We start from the raw sequence: 22,125 nt of genomic DNA, 5'->3' as shown, positions 1-22,125 counted from the left end.
GCGCTCAGGCGCGCGCCCTCACTCCGCCGGGGCCGCCGGCAGGAGCGGGGCGAACACCGTCTCGTGGCCGGGCGCCGGGTGCCGCGGGATCAGCAGCGCCAGCATCAGCGACGTCGCAGCCATCCCGGCGGCCAGCGTGAACACCGCCTGCGGCGCGACCAGCCACAGATAACCAAGGAGCGCCGGCAGGAAGACCGCGGCGATATGGTTGATCGTGAAGGCGACGGCGGCCGTCGGGGCGATATCTCCGGGGTCCGCGATCTTCTGGAAATAGGTCTTGAGCGCCAGCGCGAGCGCGAAGAACAGGTGATCCAGCACGTAGAGCGCGGCAGCCAGCGCCACGCCCCAGCCGAACCAGTACACCCCGCCATAGGCGAGGAACACGCCCACAAGGCCGGCATACTCGAAGACCAGCGCGCGACGCTCGCCGAAGCGGTGCACCGCCCGCCCCATGAGCGGCGCGAACGCCATGTTGGCGAGGAGATTGACCAGGAACAGGCCGGTCACCTCGTGCACCTCGAAGCCGAAGCGCTCCACCATCATGAAGCCGGCGAACACGACGAAGATCTGCCGCCGCGCGCCCGACATGAACTGCAACGCATAGTAGAGCCAGTAGCGCCGGCGCAGGACGAACCGCTTGACCTGCGGGTTCGGCGCCTCGAACTGCGGCATCGCCACCGCGCAATAGGCGACGATGACGAGCGTCAGGCCGCCAGACGCGACGTAGACGGCCCCATAGGAAAGATCGAGCGTTTCCCACGTCATGACGATGGCGACATAGGCGACGAGTGTCGCCGCCGAGGCGGCCGCGACGAGAAGCCCGAGCACCTGCGGCGCGCGGTCCTTCGGCAGCCATTGCAGCTGCAGCGACTGGTTGACCGTCTCGAAGTAGTGAAAGCCGATCGAGCTCAGCATGGTGATCGTCAGGATGCCGCCCAGCGAAGGAAACATCGCCGTCATGGCCGTGGCGACACCCAGCAGGGCCAGCGACACCAGCGCGAGCACCTGCTCGCGCATGAAGATGATCACCGCGATGACGCCGACGGCGAGGAAGCCCGGGATCTCGCGCACCGTGTGCAGCCAGCCGATATCCGCGCCGTCGAACCCCGCCGCCTCGATGACGAAGTTGTTGAGAAGTGCCGACCACGTGGCAAAGCTCAGCGGCATGGCGATCGCCATCAGGAACAGCAGCGTCACCGGACGCTGCCAGAGCGGCAGATGGCGGGCCTCGCCCAAGGGCACGATGCGTCGGTTCATGGCATGGCTCTAGCCCGGTCCCGGCCCGAAAGCGAGCGCCATGACGTGGCCGTTCCATTCGCACGGCCCGGCCACCGGCCGGACGGCGCGGGCGCACGCTCCGGGCGGGCACCGCGCATCAGGCGCGGATCCGCCACCCTGTGCGGAAGATCCACCAGATCGCGCCGAGGCAGAGCGCGGTGAAGCCGGCGATCGCCAGAAGGCTGACCGCGACAGGCACGTCGGCCAATCCGTAAAAGGACCACCGAAACCCCGAGATCAGGTAGACCACCGGGTTGATCAGCGCGACGTTCTGCCAGAGCGGCGGCAGCATCGAGATCGAGTAGAACGAGCCGCCGAGAAAGACGAGCGGCGTGATGACCAGTAGCGGCACCAGCTGCAGCTGCTCGAAATTCGACGCCCAGATGCCGAGAATGAAGCCCAGGAGCGCGAAACTCAGGCAGGTCAGCACGAGGAACGCGAGCATTGCCACCGGGTGCTCGATCCGCATCGGGACGAAGAGCGACGCGGTCACGAGGATCACGATCCCGATGAACAGCGCCTTCGTGGCCGCCGCGCCGACATAGCCGGTGACGATTTCGATGAAGCTGATCGGCGCCGAGAGAAGCTCGTATATCGTGCCGATGAATTTCGGAAAGTAGATCCCGAAGGACGCGTTCGATATCGCCTGCGTGATCACCGAAAGCATCACGAGGCCCGGAACGATGAAGGCGCCGTAGCTGACCCCCTCGACCTCGTCGATACGGCTGCCGATCGCGGCGCCGAACACCACGAAGTAGAGCGAGGTTGAGATGACGGGCGAGATGAAACTCTGCAGGAGCGTGCGGAAGAACCGCGCCATCTCGAAGCGGTAGATTGCGCCGACGGCCGTCCAGTTCATGCCGCGTCCTCCCCGTCGTGCACGAGTCCCACGAAGATGTCCTCGAGCGAGTTCTGGCTGGTGCGCAGGTCGCGCAGCACGATACCGGCCTCCGCCATCGCGGCGACGAGCCGCGAGATCCCGGTGCGCTCCGCCGCGGTGTCGTAGCTGTAGACGAGCGTCCGGCCGCCATCCTCGAGCGCGAGATCGAACTCCGCGAGCTCGGGCGGTACCGTGTCGAGCCGGTCGTGCAGGTCGATGCGCAGCTCCTTGCGCCCCATCCGGGTCATCAGGGCGGCCTTCTCCTCCACGAGCAGGAGCCGGCCGCCGTTGATGACACCGACGCGGTCGGCGATGGCCTCGGCCTCCTCGATGTAGTGGGTCGTCAAAATGATGGTGACGCCGGCCTCCTTCAGTCCCGCCACGATCTGCCACATGTCCCGGCGCAGTTCGACGTCGACGCCGGCGGTCGGTTCGTCGAGAAACAGAACCTGCGGGTCGTGGCTCAGCGCCTTGGCGATCAGCACGCGCCGCTTCATCCCGCCAGAGAGTGCATTGATCTTCGAGCTCCGCTTGTCCCAGAGCGACAGGCGGCGAAGGATATCCTCCAGGTGCGCGTCGTCACGCGGCCGGCCAAAGACACCGCGGGTAAAGCGCACGGTGTTCCAGACGGTCTCGAACGGCTCGAGATTGACCTCCTGCGGCACCAGCCCGACGAGGGCGCGCGCCGCGCGGTACTCGCGCACCACGTCGTGGCCGCCGACGCGGATCTCGCCCGAGCTCGGCACCGCGATCCCGCAGATGCACGAGATCAGGGTCGTCTTGCCGGCCCCGTTCGGCCCGAGAAGCGCGAGAATTTCTCCCTCCTCGATGTCGAGCGTCACGCCCTTCAGTGCCTCGAACCCGCCGTCATAGACCTTTCGCGCGTCGCGAATCTCGACCATCGCCGCCATGGCGTGTCTCCCGTCCATCGTGTCCCGCCCAGACCTAGCGGCCGCATCGATCCCCGCCAATGTGCATTCCGGCCCACTGCCCTGTGCAGCGCACGATGCCGGCAAAGGGTCTTGCCCGGACAAGCCGCTGTGAAAGCCGGCGCGAAGGCGATACCACGGCTGCATGTCCGCCCCGTCCGCCGCCCTTTCCGCAGACCGCCCCGCGCTCGGTATCGCCCTGATCTCGCTCGGCGTGGCCGCGATCTCGGTGAACGACATGCTGGTGAAGGTGCTGTCGAGCGGTTACCCGCTGCACCAGATCGTCTTCATCCGCTCCGCGATCGGGCTCGTGCTGACGCTCGGCATCGTGCAGGCGGAGGGCGGGCTGCACCTGCTGCGCACGGCCACGCCGGGCCTTCACGCGCTGCGCGGTTTGCTCGTCGCCGGAGCCAACATGACGTTCTTCGCCGCGGTGGCGGTGCTGCCGCTCGGGCTCGCGACCGCGCTGTTCTTCGTTGCCCCGCTCTTCATCACGCTCCTGTCGATCCCGCTTCTGGGCGAGCGCGTGGGGGTGCCGCGGATGATCGCCATCCTCGTCGGACTCGCCGGCGTCGTGGTGATGCAGCGCCCGCTCGCCGATTTGCCCGAGGGGCTTGGCCGGGCGACCCTGCTTCTGCCCGTGGTCGCCGCGCTGCTCTACGCGCTGATGCAGGTGATGACGCGCAAGCTCGGCGTCGCTGCGCGCGCCTCGGCCCTCGCCGTCTACATCCACCTGACCTTCCTCGTCGTGTCGGCGCTGATGTTCGTCGTCGCGGGCGATGGCCGCTTCGCCGCAGGCAGCACCGACGAAAGCGTGCAGTTTCTTCTGCGCGCTTGGATCGTGCCGCCGCGCGAGGACTGGGCGGCGCTCGGCCTGATCGGGCTTATGTCGGGGTTCGTCGGCTATTGCCTGTCGGCGTCGTACCGGCTCGCGGACGCCTCGGTCATCGCGCCGTTCGAATACCTCGGCCTGCCGCTCGCGATCTTCTGGGGCTGGGCAATTTTCGGCGAATGGCCCGACATCGCCACATGGGCCGGGTGCGCGTTGATCGTGGGCGCGGGCCTCGTCGTGTTCCTGCGCGAACGCGGCGCGCGGCGGCCGGGTCGCCGGGCCTGGCCGTTCCGCCGCTGAGCCCGGCTTGCAGGCCGCCGCGCGATGCGCGACATCGTGAGGGACGAAAGGAGCCGTGATGCGCGCTTTCATTGCCCTGCCGCTGCCCCTGTCGGATGCCGACGTGCTCGAGGCGATGGGCGACCGGCTCGATGTCGGTCGCGTGATGGACCCCGAGACAATGCACCTGACGCTCGCGTTCCTCGGCGACGTGCCCGAGGCCGATCTGCGCGAAGTCGCCGAGGCGCTGGAGACGCTCGCGCCGCCCGCATTCACCTATCGCCTGTCGGGGGTCACGAGCTTCGGCAATGGCCAGACGGGTCATGCCCTCGCGCTTTCGGCCGAGGATGATGGCCGACTGCGCGATCTGCACGACCGCGTACGCTCACGCTGTCATGGCGCCGGCCTGCCGCTCGAGCGCCGCCGGTTTCGCCCGCACGTCACCTTCGCACGGCTGCCGGGCCGGCTCGACACGGAGGAAGAGGCCAAGCTCGCGGCGTTCCTGAAGCGCGAGGCACACATGACGGTCGAGGACGTGCGCGCCGATCGTTTCGTCCTCTACGAATCCGTGCTGACAAAGGCGGGCGCGGTCTACGACGAGCTTGCGGAGTTCCCGCTGGGCTGATCGTTCAGCCGGGCGTGACCTCCCACCGCGACGACAGATCCGCCAGGCCGCACCGGATCAGTTCCGACAGGGCCACTTCGTCGATCCGGTCCAGACGCTTGATGTAAAGACACGCCTTGCCCCGCGAATGCGGGCCGAGCCGATCCAGAAGGTCGCCGAACTCGGCGTAGCCCGGCATGATGTAGAGGGACATCGCGCTCTTGCGTGGCGCGAACCCGGTCGCGAGATACGTGCCGCTGCGTCCGCTGGCATAGGTGTAGCTGTATCGGCCGTACCCGATGATCGCATCGCCCCAGACACGCGGCCGGTATCCCGTCACGTCGTGAAAGATCCGGTCGAGGCGCTCGGCATCGGCGCGCCGCGCCTCGGGCGTCAGGGACGCGATCAGGTGGTCGACCGACGCGTCCGTTGCCTGTGTCTTCAGGTGCGCCATTTCAGCCTCCGAACAGGGAGGATAGCACATCCCCGCGCGTGCGGCGCGGGGATGGCGGCATCGGTTCAGGAGGCGAGCTTCGCGGTTTTCTCGACGAAGCGGGTCGTCTGGTGCTTCAGTGCCTTCTTCTCGGTGTCGGTCAGTTCGCCCGCCGATTTCGAGAAGCCGTAAGGGTTGCCGCCGGCGTCGAAGATCGACTGGTCGGTATAGCCCGGCGGCACGATGATGCAGCCCCAGTGCGAGAAGGTGATGAACTGCGACAGTAGCGTCGTTTCCTGCCCGCCATGCACGGTATTGGCCGACGTGGCCATCGTCACCGTCTTGTCGGCCAGCTTGCCCTCCATCCAGAGCGGGCCGAGCGTGTCGATGAAAGCGCGCATCTGGCTGGCCGGATTGCCGTAGCGGGTCGGCGTGATGAAGAAATAGCCGTCCGCCCAGGTCATGTCGTCATGGCTGACCTCGGTGATATCCGACATCTTCTCCAGCTGGGCCTTCCACGCGTCCTGGCTTTCGACAACCTCTTTCGGGGCCGTCTCGGGCACGCGGCGCAGGCGGACATCCGCGCCGGCGGCCTCGGCTGCCGCCTGCGCCTCGAGCGCGACCGCGTGGTTGGTGCCGTAGGTGGTGTAGAAGATGATCGCGATCTTGGGTTGGGCCATCGTCGTCTCTCCTGTGTTCAGAATGGTCTGCGGTGTCTTTCGCATGGCCAACTAGCGCGCGCGAGCGCACGTTCCGCGTTTCTCCGCAAAGATGCTGTGCGACCGCGCAGAGCCTTTCCAACACGTCCCGCACAGGCCATATCCGGCGCCATGACCCGCACCGACGCCGACAGCTTCGAAGCCATGGCCCGCGCCGCACTTGCCGCGCTGCCGGCGCCCTTTGCCGCCCGCGCGGCCGACGTGGTTCTGCGCGTCGAGGACTGGCCGGACGATGCGATGCTTGCCGAGTTCGGGATGGAGGATCCGCGCGAGCTGACCGGGCTCTACGACGGTATCCCGCTGACAGAGAAATCGGTGAGCGACCCGGCGCCATTCCCCGACACGGTCTGGCTCTTCCGCGAACCGATCCTGACCGAGTGGCGCGAGCGCGGCAACGTCGCGCTGGAGGATCTGGTGGCGCATGTGGTGGTGCACGAGATCGCCCACCATTTCGGCTGGTCCGACGACGATATCGCCGAGATCGACCGCTGGTGGGAATGACCGACGACGGCGCGTCGGTCATCGCCGGCCGAGTGCCGCGAGTCGTGCGCTAGCGCGGCAGCGGCGTTTCGTGGCGGTTGTAGGCCCGCCAATCCTCGATCTCCGGATAGAACTGACGCCGCCACGCCCGGACGCGGGGATTCATCACGCGGCGCCAGATCGGCGGGATCATCGCCGCCACCGTCATCACAGGGTAGCCGTAGGGCAGTTGCGGCGCCTCTTCCTCCTCATAGGTCTGAAGCAGCGGGAACCGCCGGTCGGGCTTGTAGTGATGATCGGAATGACGCTGGAGATTGATAAGCAGCCAGTTCGAGGCCCGTTGCGACGCGTTCCACGAGTGGCGCGGCTTGACGTGTTCGTACCGGCCCCCGCCCTCGTGCTTGCGCGTCAGCCCGTAGTGCTCGACATAATTGACGAGTTCGAGCTGCCACACCGCCGTGCCCGCCTGCACGAAGAACAGCGCAAGGCCGGATGCGCCTCCGAGGATCATCGCCAGCGCGAGAAATGTCGCCTGCAGCGCCCAGTAGAGCCAGAACGGATTGCTGCGGTCCGTCCATGGCCGGTCGCGGCGCGCCAGCATGGCGCGCTCGGCGCGGAAGGCGGACACCAGCGACTCCCGAAGCACGCGCGGATAGAACCGGTGGAAGCCCTCGTTGTAGCGCGCCGTTACCGGATCGCGCGGCGTGCCGACATAGCGGTGGTGAACGAGCAGATGCTCGGACCGGAAATGCGAATAAAGCACCATGGCAAGAAGGATGTCGGCCAGCCGACGCTCTACCCGGTTGCGCTGGTGCATCAGTTCGTGCGCGTAGTTGATCCCGACCGTGCCCGAAACGACGCCCATGCCGAGGAAGACGCCCACGGCCTCCAGGCTCGACAGGTGCGGCGCGCGCGGCACGTAGTACAGCAAAGCGAGAAGCGTCGCAGCCTGCAGCGGTGCCCAGATCAGCGTGACGAGGCGATACCAGAACAGCTGCGCCTCGTCGGTCTGAGGGTCCGCGTTGTCGGTGTTAAGGCCGATCGCCGCGTCCAGAGCGGAAAACAGGTACCACGTGACGAGCGGCGTCAGCAGGATCCACGCGCCACCGAGGACCGCTCCGACCCACAGCACCGGCAAAAGCGCCAGCGAGATCCAGAACGGCAGCGCTGCGGACAGCCGGCGCAGCCGGTCGGCGCGGATGTAGGGGGCGTCGGTCATTCGCGGGCCAGCGTCGAAGGTTTGTCCGCGGATGTTACAGCCGCGCGGCTCGCGCTGCCAAGGGGAAGCGAGGCCGCAGCGAGAGCGACCGTGCTCCTCGTGCCCGCGCCGGCCCGGGCCGCTGTGTGGGCCTGCCGGCCGCCAGCGTCACTGCTTGCGCAATTCCGTGATGGATTTCAGCACCGGCGTGCCGTCGCCCTGCCGGATCAGGAAGGCAGGCTCGTCCACGCTCGCCGTGCGCTTGATCTCGTTGCCCTTGATCGTGCGCGTGACATCCTGGGTGAAGCGCTCCTCAATGGTGCCCGAGGCGGTGCCGTTGCCCCAATCCCATTCTACGCGGTCGCCTGTCGAATAGCCCATGGCGCAGTCCTTCCTTGCGGTGACGTGACGCCAGCCGAACCGAGCGGGGCGCGGCCGGGTTCCCGCCGACCGCACGAGACACGTCGCGCGGCCGTCCGTCAGCCGCCGTTGGACGGATCCTGAGGGGCCTCGGGCGTCTCGGGTCCCTCTGCCAGCGGCGCCGCGTCCGTGTCGTCACCGTCCGCCGCGGCCTCGTCGCTGCTGCCGTCCTCGGGGGTGTCCTCTTCGGTCAACGCGCCGTTCACGAAGGTGCCGGAGCGGACCTCGCCCGTGGCGTAGGACAAGGTGCCTTCGCCTTGCCGCTTGCCGTCCACGAACATGCCCTCGTAGACGTCGCCGTTGGCATATGTCGCGCGGCCCTCGCCGCTAATCTCGCCGTTCTGCCATTCGCCTTCGTAGCGGAAGCCCTCGGCCATAACGAGCGTGCCCTGACCGTGGCGCTGGCCGTCACGGAATCCGCCGGTGTAGGTCGTGCCGTCGGGGAAGGTGGTGGTCCCCTGCCCCTCGCGCCGGTCGTCGACCCACTCGCCCTCGTAGCGATAACCGTCGGGATAGGTCATCACGCCGGTGCCGTGCTTGCGCGCGTTGCGGAACTCGCCCTCGTAGACGAGGCCGTCTGCGTATTCCGCGCGCCCCTCACCCGAGATCACGCCCTCTTCCCAGTCGCCCTGGAAGGTGGAGCCGTCGGCGTAGGTGATCCGGCCGGTGCCGTTCGGAAGCCCGTCGACGAATTCGCCGACATAGACCGACCCGTCGGGATAGCTGAGCTGACCCTCGCCCTGCATCACGCCCTCGACCCAGGCCCCGGTGTACTCGTAACCGTCCGCGCCGCGGAACGTGCCCTCGCCGTGCCGGCGGTCGTCGCGGAACGCGCCTTCGTAGACATCGCCGTTCTCGTAGGTGGCGGTGCCGGTGCCGTGGCGGCGGCCGTCGACCAGCTCGCCCTCGTAGACATCGCCGTTCGGCTGCTCGATCCGGCCGGCGCCATCAATCTGGCCGTCGTTCCACATGCCTTCGTAGACCCAGCCGTCGGGCATGGTCAGCGTGCCCTGGCCGTCGCGGACGCCGCCGGACACGCGGCCTTCGTAAATCGAGCCATCGGGGAACGTCAGGGTGCCGGTGCCTTCCTTGACGCCGTTGACCCAGTCGCCTTCGTAGGTGTGCCCGTTCGGCGTGGTCATCGTGCCGCGGCCGTGGTGGCGCGCGTTGCGGAACGATCCCTCGTAGCGCACGCCGTTGGCGTAGATTGCCACGCCGCGTCCGTTGATCTTGCCGTCGGACCACGTGCCCTCGTAGGTGCCGCCGTCGACGAAGGTGATCTTGCCGACGCCTTCGGGCTTGCCCTTGGCGAACTGGCCTTCGTAGATCGCGCCCGACGGAAACGTCGCGACGCCCTCGCCGCGGATCTCGCCGTCGACCCATTCGCCGACGTACTCGTAGCCGTTGGGAAGGCGGTAGGTGCCCTCGCCATGCTGCAATCCGTCGCGGAACGTGCCTTCGTAGACGCCGCCATCGTCGAATGTCTTGGTCTGGACCTCGCCGTCCGACTGCGCCGACCCGAGGCCGGGATTCAGCCAGATCGTCGCTGCCAAGAGGATGAGACGCGCCTGTCCTGTCATGCGCCCGCGATGCTCCCGTTGTCGCCTGCCCGGTTCTGAGAGTGTCTGAAACGTAAAGAAGGCGCGCCGCGCGCACAATGTCTTTTGGCCGCAGGCGCTTCCCCTCGCCGCCGCATCTGCTATGTCGCCACGCGATTGTGACCGTGTCAGGAGCCTTTGGATGGGCGATCGTTTCCGCCTCACGCTGGGACAGCTGAACGCCACGGTGGGCGATCTCGACGGCAATGCCGCGCTCGCGCGAGACGCGTGGGAGGCCGGACAGGCGGCTGGCGCCGACCTCGTCGCGTTGCCCGAGATGTTCATCACCGGCTACAACCCGCAGGACCTGACGCTGAAGCCGTCCTTCCACATGGCGGCGATCGAGACGGTGCGCCGGCTTGCCGAGGAATGCGCCGACGGGCCCGCGCTCGCCATCGGTGGGCCGTGGCTCGAGGGCACCGAACTCTACAACGCCTACTTCATCCTGAAGGGCGGCAAGGTCTCCTCGACGCTGCTCAAGCATCACCTGCCGAATTACGCCGTCTTCGACGAGATGCGCGTATTCGACGCGGGGCCCATCGGCGGCCCCTACAGCGTCGGCAACACGCGCATCGGCTCGCCGATCTGCGAGGATGCGTGGTTTTCGGACGTGGCCGAGACCCATGCCGAGACCGGTGCGGAGTTCCTGCTGGTGCCGAACGGTTCGCCCTACCACCGCGGGAAATACGACATCCGCCTGAGCCACATGGTCGCCCGCACGGTCGAGACGGGCCTTCCGCTGGTGTTCCTCAACCTCGTCGGCGGGCAGGACGACCAGGTTTTCGACGGGGGCTCGTTCGTGCTCAATCCCGGTGGCGACATGGCCGTGCAGCTGCCGGTCTTCGAACAGGCGGTGGTCCACGTCGATCTCGAACGCACGGACGACGGATGGCGCGTCGCACCGGGCGAGGTCGCGCACCACCCCGACACGCTCGAGCAGGATTACCGTGCGATGGTCGTGGCGCTCGGGGATTACCTGCGCAAGGCCGGCTTTCCCAAGGTGCTGCTCGGGCTTTCGGGCGGCGTCGATTCCGCGCTCGTCGCCACTATCGCCGCCGATGCGATCGGGCCCGAGAACGTGCGCTGCGTCATGCTTCCGTCGGAATACACCTCCGAACACTCGCTGGAAGACGCGAAGGCGTTGGCCGAGCGGCTCGGTTGCCCCTACGAGTTCGTGCCGATCGGGCCCGCGCGGGCGGCGATCAGCGAAACCCTCGCGCCCCATTTCGAGGGCCGGGACGAGGATCTGACCGAGGAGAACGTGCAGTCGCGCCTGCGGGGCCTGCTGCTGATGGCGATGTCGAACAAGTTCGGCGAAATGCTCCTGACCACCGGCAACAAGTCGGAGGTGGCGGTCGGCTACGCCACGATCTACGGCGACATGTCCGGCGGCTACAATCCGATCAAGGATCTCTACAAGACCCGGGTCTTCGATATCTGCCGCTGGCGCAATGCGACCGCGCGCGACTGGATGAAGGCGCCCACAGGCGAGGTGATCCCGCCGCGTATCATCTCAAAACCGCCGACCGCAGAGCTTCGCGCCGACCAGAAGGACAGCGACTCGCTGCCCGACTACCCGGTGCTCGACGGGATCCTGGAAATCCTTGTCGATCGCGACGGATCGATCGCCGATTGCGAGGCAGCCGGCTATTCCCGCGAGGACGCGGCGAAGGTCGAGAACCTGATCTACGTGAGCGAATACAAGCGCTTCCAGTCGGCACCCGGCACGCGGCTGTCCGAGAGAGCGTTCTGGCTCGACCGCCGCTATCCGATCGTCAACCGCTATCGCGAGGGCCGCCGGTAAGCCCCGGCGTCCGGACACCACGAGGCGTTCGCATCGTCCTCCGGACGCGAAAACACCCGGCGGAAACCGCCGGGTGCCTCGAACATGACGTGTTGGGCCGCCTCAGTTCAGGCGCTGGTCCACGGTCGTGATGGCCCCGTCGATCAGCTCGGCCTGCTTGGACGCGCTCATCTGCTGGCCCACGACCTCGCGCGCCGCGGCCACCGCGATATCGACGGCCCGGTTGCGCACCTCGGCAACAGCCGCGGCCTCGGCCGACGCGATTTGTTCCTCCGCCGCGGCGAGGCGACGGTCGATCGTGCGCTGAAGGTCTTCCTTCGCCTGCTCGGCGGAGGCTCGCGCGTCCTCACGGGCTTGCGCCACGATCCGGTCCGCCTGCTCGGACACCTCGCGCTGCTTGCGCTCGTACGAGGCCAGAAGGCTCTGGGCCTCCTCCCGGATGGTGCGCGCTTCGTCGAGTTCGCCCTGGATGCCCTCGGCACGTTGGTCGAGCATCTTCGCGATCATCGACGGCACGTTGAAGTACATCAGCACCGCGATGAACAGAACGAACGCCAACAGGACGATGAAGTCCGTGTTGTTGAGCGAGAAGAACGGGGTGCCAGCCGTCGCCGCCATCGCCGGGGACGCCGCTAGGGCCGCGCCCGCACTCAGGATAATCCGCATGACGCTCACCCCTCGATCCGCTTGTCGACCGCTGCATCGAGCGCCGACTTGTCCGCGTTGACGCCAAGCGCCGCGACGAGCGCCTCGGCGGTATCCTTGGCCACCGTCTCGACGTTGGCGAGCGCGGAGGCGCGAATCTCGGCGATCTGCTTTTCCGATTCGGCCGTGCGCGCGGCGATCTCGGCATCAGCCTTGTCCTGCGCGTCCTGAACCTGCTGCCGGATCTCGGCGCGGGTCTCTTCCGCGATCTTCTGAGCTTCGCTGCGGGCCTCGGCCAGCGCTTTCTCGTAGGCGCGCTCGGCCTCTTCGGCCTGCGCCTTCAGCTCCTCGGCCTTGGCGAGGTCGCTGGTGATGGTGCCCTGCCGCTCGGCAAGGATCGCCTGGATACGGGGCAGCGCCACGCGGTCCAGCACGAAGTAGATGGCCACGAGCGCGAGGATCAGCCAGAAGACCTGGTTCCCCACCCACTCGCCGCACAGCTGCGGCATGCCGATGGCGGAGCCGTTGGGGCCGACGCAGGCGCTGGCACTCTCGGCGGTCGTTTCGGTCGCCATGCCGTCCTCCGGAATTCGTTGGGATTACCACGGGCGGAGCCGGCATCCGGCACCGCCCGCGCGTAAGGATCGTTCGGGGTCGATTACACCGCGAACATCAGCAGGAGCGAGACGAGGAAGGCGAAGATGCCCAGCGCTTCCGCGAATGCGATGCCGATGAAGAGGGTCGCGGTCTGCGACGCGGCAGCCGACGGGTTGCGCAGGGCGCCGGCAAGGTAGTTGCCCGCGACGTTGCCCACCCCGATGGCGGCTGCGCCGGAGCCGATTGCCGCGAGGCCTGCGCCGATATGTGCGAGATCGCCTTCCATGATGATGTCTCCTTACGAATTGGAAGTTGGCGTGTTCGATGCGCGCCCGGAGGCGCAGCGGCAGGGTGGGGTGTCACCCCACCGCATTAATGATGCGGATGCAGCGCGTCCTTGAGATAGACGCAGGTGAGGATGGTGAAGACGTAGGCCTGAATGAAGGCCACGAGGATCTCCAGCCCGTACATCGCGGTGATCGCCAGAACCGAGATCGGCGACACGGCCGCGATCGCGGCAAAGCCCGCGAAGACCTTGATCACCGCGTGACCGGCCATGAGGTTGCCGGCAAGACGGATGGAGTGGCTGACCGGGCGCACGAAGTACGAGATCACCTCGATGATCGCGAGGATCGGGCGCAGCGCCAGCGGCGCCGACGCCACCCAGAAGAGTTCGAGGAACTTGGCGCCGTGCTTCACGAAACCGAGGATCGTGACGAACAGGAACACCGCGAGTGCCAGCACGACCGTCACTGCGAAGTGCGAGGTAGTGGTGAACGCCATCGGGATCAGCCCAAGGAAGTTGGCGAAGACGATGAACATGAACAGCGTCATGATGTACGGGAAGTACTTCACGCCGTCGCGACCCGACACGTCCTCGACCATCTTGTAGACGAAGCCGTACGCAAGCTCGGCCACAGACTGGACGCGGCCCGGAACGATCCCGCGGCCCGATGTGCCCAGAACCATCAGCCCGATGACGCACAGCACCGCGAGCGCCATCCAGAGCGTGGCGTTCGTCACGGTGAACAGCCCGACGCCGCCGTCACCGAAGAGCGGCTTCACGATGAACTGGTCCATCGGGTGGAAGACGAGGCCGCCGCCCTCTCCGTGCGCCGCGTCACCGCCTTGCGTCTCTGTCGCCATTCTCGCCGTCCTCTTCTTCGTCCGCGCCGTCGCCCGACGCGTCCAGCAATCCCTTTTGCTGGATCTCGTTGGCGGAGCGTATCATCGTCTTTACGCCGGCCACGAAGCCCAGCAGCGTGAATATCACCATCAGGAACGGTGTCGTCCCGACGAGGATGTCGAGCCCGTAGCCGATCCCGAAGCCGATGCCCAGACCGGCCACCAGCTCGATCACCAGACGCCACGCCATCTGCGCCTGGCTGTAATGCTCGTCTTGGTGGCGCTTGCGTGGTTCGTCCCGTCCCCGCGCCGCAGCGATCCGCGCCTCGAGCGCGGCAAGCCTGGACTTCGGGTCGGGTTCGGTCACGCGGTCCCCCTGAGCGTCGCGCTGGTGCTATGCTGCGCCCGCGCGCAAGTCAAGCCACGCGCCGCCTCGGGCGGACGCGCGCAAAACAACTGATTTTGCTGGATTAATTGCCGCTGCACGCACGCACCCTGGCGGTCGCGCCCGCACCGGCCGAGCGGGCGTTATTCAACCGTTCAGTTGAACATGCGCGCGCACCGCCGCCCGAACGATAAAAGGCGCGCCCCTGTCGGGACGCGCCTTTCGAATTCCTGTGTCCGTCAAGCCGGACCGAAGATGCGATCAGTTGGTGCCGGTGGTGCCGGTGCCGTTGTTGTCGTCATCATCGTCATCGTCGTCATCGTTCGCGGCGGCAGCGATGGCGCCTGCGGCGAGCACGCCGCCGGCGACGAGCGCGGCGGTTGCCGGCAGGCCGAGGCTGCTTGCTGCTGCGGCCGGAGCGGCCGGAGCCGGCGCGGGCTGGACGTCGCCGTCACCTGCGATGACGCCCTTCGGGCTGCCGGCCATGGCCGGAGCAGCGGCAACGAGGGCCGAGATCGCGACGAGCGCTTTGATCGAGGTGTTCATTGGTGTCTCTCTCTTCAAGATTCGAGTGGCACTGGCCTACGTGGAGCACTAACCCGAGAACGGGCGAGGTTGCCACAAAAAAAATCGAAAAACCTGCGCTTGTGTGGCGGTTTTGCGCGCAAGGCTCAAGTGCCGGGCGTTCCGGTGCCGCTATCGCCGTCGTCATCGTCGTCGTCGCCGGCAAGCGCGGCGCCCAATCCGATGACGCCGACCCCCACCCCGGCGGCCAGTCCGGCATTGGCGGTCAGGGGCGTCGGCACGGCCCCCGCACCGGTACAATCGGCGCGGATCACCTCGACACGGCGGTTCAACGGGTCGGTCGCGCCGGAGGTTCCGGGGCGCACAGCCTCGCCGACGCCCACCACCGAGGTGATCGACGTGCCCGGCAGCGCCGCCGCAACGTTGCGGGCCCGCTGCTGCGCCAGCGCCTGGTTGGCGGCTGCGCTTCCGGCCGCGTCGGTATAGCCCGTCACGGCCAGCTCGGCGCCGGGATAGGTGCGCGCATATTCGAGCAGCACGTCGCGGGACTGCTGGCCCAGCGCGACCTGTCCGCTGTTGAAGAACACGTAGACGCCGCACTCGGCGCCCTCCTGCGCCGAAGCGCTGCCCGCGGCGAGCATCGCTGCGACAGCGACTGCAGCGAAACCTCCGGTTCTGGAACCCATATGTCGTCCTCCTTGATCCTGCACGGCCGAGCGTCGCACCACCGCACGAAGCGGGCTTCACGCGGGCACGCGCGTCAGGTAGCCGCATGAGGCACGTCAGGCGAGTGGAAGTCATGCGAAATTCTTCTGGAGCTGGGGGCAAGGCGGCAATCCGCGCAACGTCGGACGCCACTTGGCCCGCACGAGAGGCAAGCCGTGGCTGAGCGCGGCGGCGATCTCGACCTCGTCTTCGCCGCGCTGGCCGATCCGACGCGCCGCCGGATCCTGTCGATGCTTCTGGAGGACGACATGGCAGTCACCGACGTCGCCGCCGCGTTCGACATCTCGCTCGCCGCCGTGTCGAAGCACCTCGGAATCCTCGCGCAGGCCGGCCTCATCAGCCAGGATCGGCGCGGGCGCCTGCGTTGGTGTCAGCTCGAACCCGACGCGTTGCGCGCCGCGAGCGTGTGGATGCAGGGCTTCGGCCAGTTCGAGCCCGTGCATCTCGAGGCGTTCGAGCTGTTCCTGGAGCGCGAGTTCGCCGGTCCGCCCGCCCCGCCGACGGATCCCGAGGACTAGGCGCTAGCCGTCGTCGCGCAGCAGCAATGCCAGCGCGACGATCGTCAGCGCGCCGCCTGCCAGAACGCGCGCTTCGGGCAACGACCGGCCCAGCGCCATGTCCCAGACCAGCACCCAGCTCGGCACGAGGTAGGTATAGGCCATGACCTTGGCGGACGGCAGGCGCAACGCGCTGAACCGCACGAGCGCGAAGGTCAGCGCCGTGGCCGCGATCGCCGTGTAGAGCAGCGTCGTCCACACGATCTGCGGCAGTGCCGCCCAATCGGTTCCGACCATCGCGCGCCAGCCCCAGATCCACAGCAGGATCGCGCCCGTGCCGAGGACGGCGGTGTTGACCACGAGAGCCGGCTCACCGCGATTGAGCCGCGCCAGAAGCGGCGTGTAGACCGCATGCGCGACGCATCCGACAAAGAATATCGCCTCCCCGCGCCCCACCTCGAGCGCGAGAAGCGCGCTCAGATCGCCGCGGAACACGACCCAGAGCGCGCCCGTCCCGCCGATCAAGAGCGCGAGCGCCATCCGCGGCGTGGTGCGTTGACCCAGCAGCCACCAGCCGAAGAGTGCCGACATCGCCGGAGTCAGCGTGAATACCGTCGACATCGACACCGCCGGGGCGGTCTGCAGCCCGGTGAACATCGTCACGAAATAGCCGGCAAAGAGCCCGGCGAGCAGGATGTAGCGCCACGGCGCCGTCAGCGCCGCGCGCGGCACCGGCCCGGCCGCCCGCATCACCAGAGCGACGCCGAGCGCGGCGATGGTGAACCGCATGGCGGTGAACGCCTCCGGCGCGACATGCGGCGCGGCCATCGCCCCCAGCGAGAACGAGCCTGCCACCAGCGCCGAGAAGGCGAGCATCGCGAGGTGACCGCGCCGCGCCGCAACGGTGGGGCCGGCGCCCGAACTGACGGGCCGTTCAGACATCCGCCGCGACTTGCCCGAACTCCTTCAGGTGCTTCAGGAACGCCTGCACCTTCGCCGTCCGGTGCAGGTCGACGTGGGTCACGAGCCACAGCGGCGGCGTCCACTCGTCCTGCGGCGGCATCAGTTGCACCAGTGACTTGTGATAGCGCGCCTCGCGCACGAGGAAGAACCCGATCCCCGCGCCGGCAAGGATGGCCTGCTCGCTGACGCGCGTGTCGGTGGAGCGCAGAACCAGCCGCTCGTCGGGAATATGCTCGCGCAACCAGCGATAGAATGGCGCGCGGCTCTCGAGGTTCTCGGGCCCGACGAAATCGTGCTCGGCCATGTCCTCTATGGTCTTCGGCACGCCGCGCCGCTTGAGGTAGTCCTGCGAGGCATAGAGCGCGACCGGCTCGCTCGGGAACTTCTGGACCACGTTGTCCGGCTCTTGCGGCGCGTTTCCGGCGCGCAGGGCGACATGGGCCTCGCCGTATTCCAGCCGGAACACGCGGTCATCGGTGATGTAGCGCACCCGCACCTCGGGATGCAGCGCGCGGAACGCCGCGAGCGCCGGGATCATCAGGGTCGCGAAGGTGATGACCGACGTCACGATGAGATCACCCGACACGTCCGAACCCCGCCCGCGGATGCGCCCGGCGAGCTGCTGGAACTGCTCGTCGGTCGTCTGCGCCACGCGCAGGAGGTCTTCTCCGGCCTCGGTCGGCGTGTAGCCACGCGCGTGGCGCTGGAACAGCTTCACGCCGAGCCGACCCTCGAGCGCGTCTATGTGCCGGATGACCGTGGCGTGATGGACGCCCAGTTCCTCCGCCGCGCCCGACACCGTGCCGCGGCGCGCGACCTGAAAGGCGGTGCGGATCTCATCCCAATTGTCCATGCTCGCGTCCTCGGGGCTGTGCACAGGCTCACACTCACGCCCGTTCTGCCGCAACGTCGTGCGGCAGGGCAAGGGTGGAAGTGTCGGATCGGCTCAGCCGGCGCGCGCGAGCACCGCCATGTAGAACCCGTCGAGGCCGCCGCGGTCCGCCCAGGCATCGGGCCGAAGGCGCAGACCGCCCTCGGGGGTACGCCAATCTGGATCGAGGCCGGGCGCCTCGGCCGGCAGGACCGTCAGCCCGTCATGACGCTCTATCGCCTCCTCGACCTGGCATTCGCCCTCGTCCGGGAGGAGCGAACAGGTGCAGTAGACGACGCGCCCGCCGGGCGCGACGAGATCCAGCGCCCGGTCCAGCATCCGCGCCTGCAGCTCGATCAGGTCGGCGATTCCCTCCCCGGCCCGCGCGTGCGGCAGGTCCGGATGCCGCCGGATCGTGCCGGTGGCCGAGCACGGCGCGTCGAGAAGCACGGCGTCGTACGGCCCGCCGGCATGCGCCAGCGCGTCGCCCGCCACGATGGCCGCCGACAGGCCGGTCCGCGCGAGGTTTTCCCGCACCCGCCCGAGCCGGGCCTCCGACACGTCGAGCGCGGTCACCTCTGCCCCCGCGGCCGCGAGTTGCAGCGTCTTGCCGCCCGGCGCCGCGCACATGTCCAGGACGCGCCGTCCCGTCACGTCGCCGAGGAGCCGCGCGGGCAAAGCCGCCGCAGCATCCTGCACCCAGAACCGGCCGTCGTCATAACCCGGAAGCGCCGAGACCTGCGCACGCCGTGCCAGCCGCACCGACCCCGTCGGCAAGAGGGTGCCGCCCGTTGCCTCTGCCAGCGCCGCCGGATCGTCGCGCGCCGTCAGATCCAGCGGCGCGCCGGCGAAATGCGCACGCTCCATCGCCGCGACGGCATCCGCGCCCCACGCCTCGACGAGGGGCCCGCGCAGCCAGTCCGGCAGCGCCGGGATCGGCAGCGTCTCCCATCGCGCGGGCGCGTCGTCCGCGATCTTGCGCAGCACGGCGTTTGCGAGCCCTTTGAATCCCGCGGTGCGCTTCGACGCGGCGAGCGTGTCGACCGCGCCGTTCACCACGCCATGCGCCGCGCCGCCATGCGCGAGCTCCCACGTTGCGATGCGCAGCACGTTCCGCGCCCGCAGAGGCGGCGCCTTGCGCAGGTGCGGGGCGATCAGCGCATCGAGCCGCGGCAGCGCGCGAAGCGTTTCCGTCGCCAGTCGCTGCGCTTCGGCCCGCGCCTCCGCCGGCATCCGGCCGTGGTCGCGATCGCCGAGCGCATCGCTCAGAAGCCGCCCCTCGCCCAGCACCTGTCCGAGGAGATGGGCCGCCGCGCGGCGCGGGCTCGGCAGGGTATCGGGCATCTGGCGCTCTCTTGTCAGGATCGGAGGCGTGCGTATATCACCGGCAACCCCGCGCGAAAAGCGCAGGAGATCCCGGAGGTTTCGCCATGACGACACATGACGAGGACGCGCCCGACACCCCGCGCGAGTTGCCGCCCGCGGCGCAGCGCGCACTGGCCGAGGCCGATGAACGCCGCCGCGCGCAGGAGGCGGCCGAGGCTGCCGCACCGCGCCCGGTCGAGCTGGGTGGCCGCAAGGGCCCGGAGCCGGTGCGCTACGGCGACTGGGAGAAGAAGGGACTCGCCATCGATTTCTGAGGATGTGGCCCGCGGCCTCAGTTGAGCGTGAAGCCCGCGGTCCGTCCCGCCCCCCGGTCCTCGGTGAACCGGATGCGGTCACCATCGGCGGTCACCAGCTGGCAATTGTAGCCGAGGTCGTCGCCGCCCCAGTTGAGATCGCGGCAGAAATATCCGTCCTGCCACGACCACGACCCGCTGACGTTCCAGCCCGCACCGCTGCCGGAGATGGTGCCGTCGGCCCCGACCTGCAGGTTGACCAGCGGTCGGCTCAGGGTTCGTCCCTGCACCAGTTCCAGAAAGCGCGCCCGGTCGGTCACCGGCGACATGTCGGCCAGCGCCGGGGTCGCCGTCAGCGCGGCGAGCGCCATGGCGGCGGCCCGGCGGCCGGTAAAGGGTGGGATCAGGTCGCGGAACATCGTCGATCTCCCCGTGTGGTGTCGATGATCGGATGCACCAGATACGGCGCCGGACGCGCGGCCGTTCATGAGTTCACGCGGACGTGATCTGTGGAGATCAGAGCCCGAGCACGTCGTGCATGTCGTACTGCCCCGGCGGCCGCCCCTGACCCCAAAGCGCGGCCGCGAGCGCGCCGCGGGCAAAGATCGCGCGGTCGGTTGCGACGTGGCGCAGCACCACGCGCTCGCCCGGTCCGGCGAAGATCACGTCATGCTCGCCCACGATGTCGCCCCCGCGGATCGCGGCAAAGCCGATCGCGCCGGGCGCTCGTGCGCCGGTCATGCCGTCGCGGCCGCGATCGGCCACGTCGGACAGCGTCACGCCGCGCCCCGCGGCCGCGGCGTCGCCCAGCATCAGCGCGGTGCCCGACGGCGCGTCGACCTTGCGGTTGTGATGCGCCTCGACGATCTCGATGTCCCAGCCCTCGCCCAGCGCCGCCGCGACCCGGCGCGTCAGCCCGACGAGGAGGTTGACCCCGAGCGACATGTTCCCGGCTCTAACCTGCACGCAGGTCTCGGCCGCCCCGGCCAGTTCGGCGATCTGCGCCTCGGACAGGCCGGTGGTGCCGATCACGTGCACCGCGCCGGCGCGCGCGGCCTCTGCGGCGAATCCGAGCGTCGCGTCCGGCGCGGTGAAATCGATGACGGCGTCGGCCCCCGCGATGACCGCCGCCGGGTCGTCGCGCACCGCGACACCGAGGTCGGCGCCGCCCATCGCCGCGCCCACGTCCCGGCCGACCCAGTCGTGCCCCGCCCGCTCCAGCGCCCCGGCAAGACGCAGCCGCGCATCTCCGGCGACCTCGCGCACCAGCATCTGCCCCATCCGGCCCGACACGCCGGTCACCACCACGCCCGGTTTTCCGTCCATCTCGCGTTCCCTGTCGTCCCTCGTCGCGATCGTCTCTACCGGCGCGGCCGTCGCTTGGCAAAGCGTCCCGGCTCGCATAGGTGGAGGACATGGCGAAGAACCGGCATTCCTCGGGCGACGGCCCCTCGCAACGGCAACTGCGCGTCGGCGAACTCATCCGGCGGACGCTGTCGGACGTGCTGATGCGCGGCGACCTGCACGATCCCGATCTGGCCGGGCGATCGATCACCGTGGGCGAGGTGCGCGTGTCCCCCGATCTCAAGGTCGCGACCGCCTACGTGCTGCCGCTCGGCGGCCACGGGCAGGAAGACCTCGTGCGGATCCTGGCGCGCAACCGCGCGGAGCTGCGCCGGCTCCTGTCCAGGGAACTGACGCTGAAATTCTCGCCCGACCTGCGCTTCCGCGTCGACGAGACCTTCGACCGGCTGGACGAGACCCGCGCGCTTTTCGATCGCGACGACGTGCGCCGCGACCTCGACGAGTGAGACCCGCCATGCGCGCCCTGTCCGCCCTCGCCGCGCTGACCCTCGGCGCCGTCCTCGGGCCCGCGCCGGCCACCGCGCTCGGCTGCGAGGAGATCCGCTTCGACGGACTGCCCTACACGATCTGCCGCGTCGACATGCAGCAGGACGACCTGCGGCTCTTCCTCGACGCCCCCGACGGCCAGCCCTGGAGCCAGTTCGGCCGCCTCGACGCCGCGCTCGAGGCCACCGGACAGCGTCTCGCCTTCGCGATGAACGCGGGCATGTACCACCCAGACCGCGCCCCGGTCGGGCTCTACGTCGAGAACGGACAGGAAGTCGCCGGCCTCGTCGCCACTCCCGGCCCCGGCAATTTCGGCTTGCTGCCGAACGGCGTCTTCTGCTTCGGCGACGGGCGCGCGCACGTGATCGAGACGCGCGCCTTCCAGGCGGACAGCCCCGCCTGCCGCTTCGCCACCCAGTCGGGCCCGATGCTGGTGATCGACGGCGCGCTGCATCCGCGCTTTCTCGAGGACAGCACCTCGCGCTACGTGCGGAACGGCGTCGGCACCAGCACCGACGGACGCGAAGCGGTCTTCGCGATCTCCGAGCGGCCGGTCACCTTCCACGAGTTCGGCCGGCTCTTCCGCGACGGTCTCGACCTCGACCAGGCGCTGTTTCTCGACGGAAACGTCTCGAAACTGCACGCGCCCGCGCTCGGCCGCTCGGATTTCGGCCGCGCCATGGGGCCGATCGTCGGCGTGGCGGCCCCGGCCCCCTGACCGCGCCCCGGCGCGCCGGCACCGGTCCGGCGCGGCGCGCGCCACCCGCCCCTTCATCTTGCCGAAAACCCCGGGGGTGCGGGGGCAGAGCCCCCGCGCGCCGCCGGCCGCCGGCGCGGGCTCCGTTCGGTTCGGGGCGCACCGCGCGG

At 68.7% G+C, this 22,125-nt stretch carries 28 protein-coding genes; 8 read left to right on the top strand and 20 right to left on the bottom strand.

All coding sequences use genetic code 11. The features are described from left to right. Positions 1-18: 18 nt before the first annotated feature. The 3 genes from ROJ8625_RS17035 to ROJ8625_RS17025 form a co-directional block, all read right to left on the bottom strand. Positions 19-1,257: an MFS transporter gene (locus ROJ8625_RS17035; RefSeq protein ID WP_085793129.1), complete on the bottom strand. Its 1,239-nt coding sequence runs from the start codon at positions 1,255-1,257 to the stop codon at positions 19-21. Between the two features lie 118 nt (positions 1,258-1,375). Next, positions 1,376-2,137: an ABC transporter permease gene (locus tag ROJ8625_RS17030; protein WP_085793128.1), complete on the bottom strand. Its 762-nt coding sequence runs from the start codon at positions 2,135-2,137 to the stop codon at positions 1,376-1,378. Beyond that, positions 2,134-3,069, bottom strand: coding sequence for an ABC transporter ATP-binding protein (locus tag ROJ8625_RS17025; RefSeq protein WP_085793127.1), 936 nt, complete (start codon positions 3,067-3,069; stop codon positions 2,134-2,136). The genes ROJ8625_RS17030 and ROJ8625_RS17025 overlap by 4 nt, the downstream gene beginning before the upstream one ends. Before the next feature lie 163 nt (positions 3,070-3,232). On the opposite strand from ROJ8625_RS17025, the gene ROJ8625_RS17020 reads away from it, so the two are divergent. Both ROJ8625_RS17020 and thpR read left to right on the top strand, forming a co-directional pair. Then, entirely contained in the window at positions 3,233-4,219 is a 987-nt protein-coding gene (locus ROJ8625_RS17020) for a DMT family transporter (protein WP_085793126.1), read from the top strand. 58 nt (positions 4,220-4,277) lie between these two features. Beyond that, entirely contained in the window at positions 4,278-4,823 is a 546-nt protein-coding gene (gene thpR, locus ROJ8625_RS17015) for an RNA 2',3'-cyclic phosphodiesterase (protein WP_085793125.1), read from the top strand. A gap of 4 nt (positions 4,824-4,827) precedes the next feature. Here the strand turns inward: thpR and ROJ8625_RS17010 are convergent, their stop codons facing one another. After that, a complete protein-coding gene (locus ROJ8625_RS17010) occupies positions 4,828-5,256 on the bottom strand; it encodes a DUF1801 domain-containing protein (RefSeq protein WP_085793124.1) in 429 nt (142 codons plus the stop codon). A 65-nt stretch (positions 5,257-5,321) separates the two neighbouring features. Further along, complete coding sequence (locus ROJ8625_RS17005; protein WP_085793123.1) at positions 5,322-5,915, bottom strand: NAD(P)H-dependent oxidoreductase; 594 nt, start codon at positions 5,913-5,915, stop codon at positions 5,322-5,324. A gap of 150 nt (positions 5,916-6,065) precedes the next feature. Here ROJ8625_RS17005 and ROJ8625_RS17000 point away from each other — a divergent pair, with 150 nt between their 5' ends. Further along, positions 6,066-6,455: a metallopeptidase family protein gene (locus ROJ8625_RS17000; RefSeq protein ID WP_085793122.1), complete on the top strand. Its 390-nt coding sequence runs from the start codon at positions 6,066-6,068 to the stop codon at positions 6,453-6,455. A gap of 49 nt (positions 6,456-6,504) precedes the next feature. Here the strand turns inward: ROJ8625_RS17000 and ROJ8625_RS16995 are convergent, their stop codons facing one another. The 3 genes from ROJ8625_RS16995 to ROJ8625_RS16985 form a co-directional block, all read right to left on the bottom strand. After that, positions 6,505-7,653 (bottom strand): alkane 1-monooxygenase, encoded by a 1,149-nt coding sequence (locus ROJ8625_RS16995; RefSeq protein ID WP_085793121.1) that lies wholly within the window; start codon positions 7,651-7,653, stop codon positions 6,505-6,507. Between the two features lie 147 nt (positions 7,654-7,800). Beyond that, the gene (locus ROJ8625_RS16990) at positions 7,801-8,013 is read right to left on the bottom strand and encodes a hypervirulence associated TUDOR domain-containing protein (protein WP_085793120.1); all 213 of its coding nucleotides are present in this window, start codon (positions 8,011-8,013) and stop codon (positions 7,801-7,803) included. Positions 8,014-8,111: 98 nt separating this feature from the next. Then, positions 8,112-9,632, bottom strand: coding sequence for an MORN repeat-containing protein (locus tag ROJ8625_RS16985; RefSeq protein WP_085793119.1), 1,521 nt, complete (start codon positions 9,630-9,632; stop codon positions 8,112-8,114). A gap of 160 nt (positions 9,633-9,792) precedes the next feature. Here ROJ8625_RS16985 and ROJ8625_RS16980 point away from each other — a divergent pair, with 160 nt between their 5' ends. Beyond that, positions 9,793-11,454, top strand: a complete 1,662-nt coding sequence (locus tag ROJ8625_RS16980) for an NAD+ synthase (protein WP_085793118.1) — start codon at positions 9,793-9,795, stop codon at positions 11,452-11,454. Between the two features lie 102 nt (positions 11,455-11,556). On the opposite strand, the gene ROJ8625_RS16975 is transcribed toward ROJ8625_RS16980, so the two are convergent. From ROJ8625_RS16975 to ROJ8625_RS16945, 7 genes are all read right to left on the bottom strand, one after another. Continuing rightward, the gene (locus ROJ8625_RS16975) at positions 11,557-12,120 is read right to left on the bottom strand and encodes a F0F1 ATP synthase subunit B (RefSeq protein WP_085793327.1); all 564 of its coding nucleotides are present in this window, start codon (positions 12,118-12,120) and stop codon (positions 11,557-11,559) included. A gap of 5 nt (positions 12,121-12,125) precedes the next feature. Next, positions 12,126-12,674, bottom strand: a complete 549-nt coding sequence (locus ROJ8625_RS16970; RefSeq protein ID WP_085793117.1) for a F0F1 ATP synthase subunit B' — start codon at positions 12,672-12,674, stop codon at positions 12,126-12,128. Positions 12,675-12,757: 83 nt separating this feature from the next. Then, a complete protein-coding gene (locus ROJ8625_RS16965; protein ID WP_072775827.1) occupies positions 12,758-12,982 on the bottom strand; it encodes a F0F1 ATP synthase subunit C in 225 nt (74 codons plus the stop codon). A gap of 86 nt (positions 12,983-13,068) precedes the next feature. After that, positions 13,069-13,842: a F0F1 ATP synthase subunit A gene (locus tag ROJ8625_RS16960; RefSeq protein WP_085793116.1), complete on the bottom strand. Its 774-nt coding sequence runs from the start codon at positions 13,840-13,842 to the stop codon at positions 13,069-13,071. Further along, positions 13,817-14,188, bottom strand: coding sequence for an AtpZ/AtpI family protein (locus ROJ8625_RS16955; RefSeq protein WP_085793115.1), 372 nt, complete (start codon positions 14,186-14,188; stop codon positions 13,817-13,819). Before ROJ8625_RS16955 ends, ROJ8625_RS16960 begins: the two co-directional genes overlap by 26 nt. A 279-nt stretch (positions 14,189-14,467) precedes the next feature. Next, positions 14,468-14,752: a hypothetical protein gene (locus tag ROJ8625_RS16950; RefSeq protein ID WP_085793114.1), complete on the bottom strand. Its 285-nt coding sequence runs from the start codon at positions 14,750-14,752 to the stop codon at positions 14,468-14,470. A 125-nt stretch (positions 14,753-14,877) separates the two neighbouring features. Beyond that, positions 14,878-15,417, bottom strand: coding sequence for an OmpA family protein (locus tag ROJ8625_RS16945; protein WP_085793113.1), 540 nt, complete (start codon positions 15,415-15,417; stop codon positions 14,878-14,880). Positions 15,418-15,612: 195 nt separating this feature from the next. Between ROJ8625_RS16945 and ROJ8625_RS16940 the strand changes: the two genes are divergently transcribed. Further along, positions 15,613-15,975 carry an ArsR/SmtB family transcription factor gene (locus ROJ8625_RS16940; RefSeq protein WP_085793112.1) on the top strand — a complete coding sequence of 121 codons (363 nt, stop codon included), beginning with the start codon at positions 15,613-15,615 and terminating at the stop codon, positions 15,973-15,975. A gap of 3 nt (positions 15,976-15,978) precedes the next feature. Here the strand turns inward: ROJ8625_RS16940 and ROJ8625_RS16935 are convergent, their stop codons facing one another. The 3 genes from ROJ8625_RS16935 to ROJ8625_RS16925 form a co-directional block, all read right to left on the bottom strand. After that, entirely contained in the window at positions 15,979-16,896 is a 918-nt protein-coding gene (locus tag ROJ8625_RS16935; RefSeq protein ID WP_234984305.1) for a DMT family transporter, read from the bottom strand. Beyond that, positions 16,889-17,770 (bottom strand): LysR family transcriptional regulator, encoded by an 882-nt coding sequence (locus tag ROJ8625_RS16930; protein WP_085793111.1) that lies wholly within the window; start codon positions 17,768-17,770, stop codon positions 16,889-16,891. The genes ROJ8625_RS16935 and ROJ8625_RS16930 overlap by 8 nt, the downstream gene beginning before the upstream one ends. Before the next feature lie 93 nt (positions 17,771-17,863). Beyond that, positions 17,864-19,132, bottom strand: a complete 1,269-nt coding sequence (locus tag ROJ8625_RS16925; RefSeq protein ID WP_085793110.1) for an RsmB/NOP family class I SAM-dependent RNA methyltransferase — start codon at positions 19,130-19,132, stop codon at positions 17,864-17,866. Between the two features lie 86 nt (positions 19,133-19,218). Here ROJ8625_RS16925 and ROJ8625_RS16920 point away from each other — a divergent pair, with 86 nt between their 5' ends. Beyond that, entirely contained in the window at positions 19,219-19,428 is a 210-nt protein-coding gene (locus ROJ8625_RS16920; RefSeq protein WP_085793109.1) for a DUF1674 domain-containing protein, read from the top strand. Positions 19,429-19,445: 17 nt separating this feature from the next. Here ROJ8625_RS16920 and ROJ8625_RS16915 read toward each other — a convergent pair whose 3' ends face one another. Together ROJ8625_RS16915 and dapB are read right to left on the bottom strand one after the other, a co-directional pair. After that, the gene (locus ROJ8625_RS16915) at positions 19,446-19,826 is read right to left on the bottom strand and encodes a dihydrodipicolinate reductase (protein WP_085793108.1); all 381 of its coding nucleotides are present in this window, start codon (positions 19,824-19,826) and stop codon (positions 19,446-19,448) included. A 97-nt stretch (positions 19,827-19,923) separates the two neighbouring features. Then, positions 19,924-20,733 carry a 4-hydroxy-tetrahydrodipicolinate reductase gene (gene dapB, locus ROJ8625_RS16910; protein ID WP_085793107.1) on the bottom strand — a complete coding sequence of 270 codons (810 nt, stop codon included), beginning with the start codon at positions 20,731-20,733 and terminating at the stop codon, positions 19,924-19,926. A gap of 89 nt (positions 20,734-20,822) precedes the next feature. Here dapB and rbfA point away from each other — a divergent pair, with 89 nt between their 5' ends. Further along, positions 20,823-21,218 carry a 30S ribosome-binding factor RbfA gene (gene rbfA, locus ROJ8625_RS16905; RefSeq protein WP_085793106.1) on the top strand — a complete coding sequence of 132 codons (396 nt, stop codon included), beginning with the start codon at positions 20,823-20,825 and terminating at the stop codon, positions 21,216-21,218. Positions 21,219-21,226: 8 nt separating this feature from the next. Further along, positions 21,227-21,976 (top strand): phosphodiester glycosidase family protein, encoded by a 750-nt coding sequence (locus tag ROJ8625_RS16900; RefSeq protein ID WP_085793105.1) that lies wholly within the window; start codon positions 21,227-21,229, stop codon positions 21,974-21,976. The last annotated feature ends 149 nt before the right edge of the window (positions 21,977-22,125 follow it).

Source organism: Roseivivax jejudonensis, from assembly GCF_900172265.1.
Lineage (GTDB): Bacteria > Pseudomonadota > Alphaproteobacteria > Rhodobacterales > Rhodobacteraceae > Roseivivax > Roseivivax jejudonensis.
This window is presented reverse-complemented; position numbering and strand designations above follow the sequence as displayed.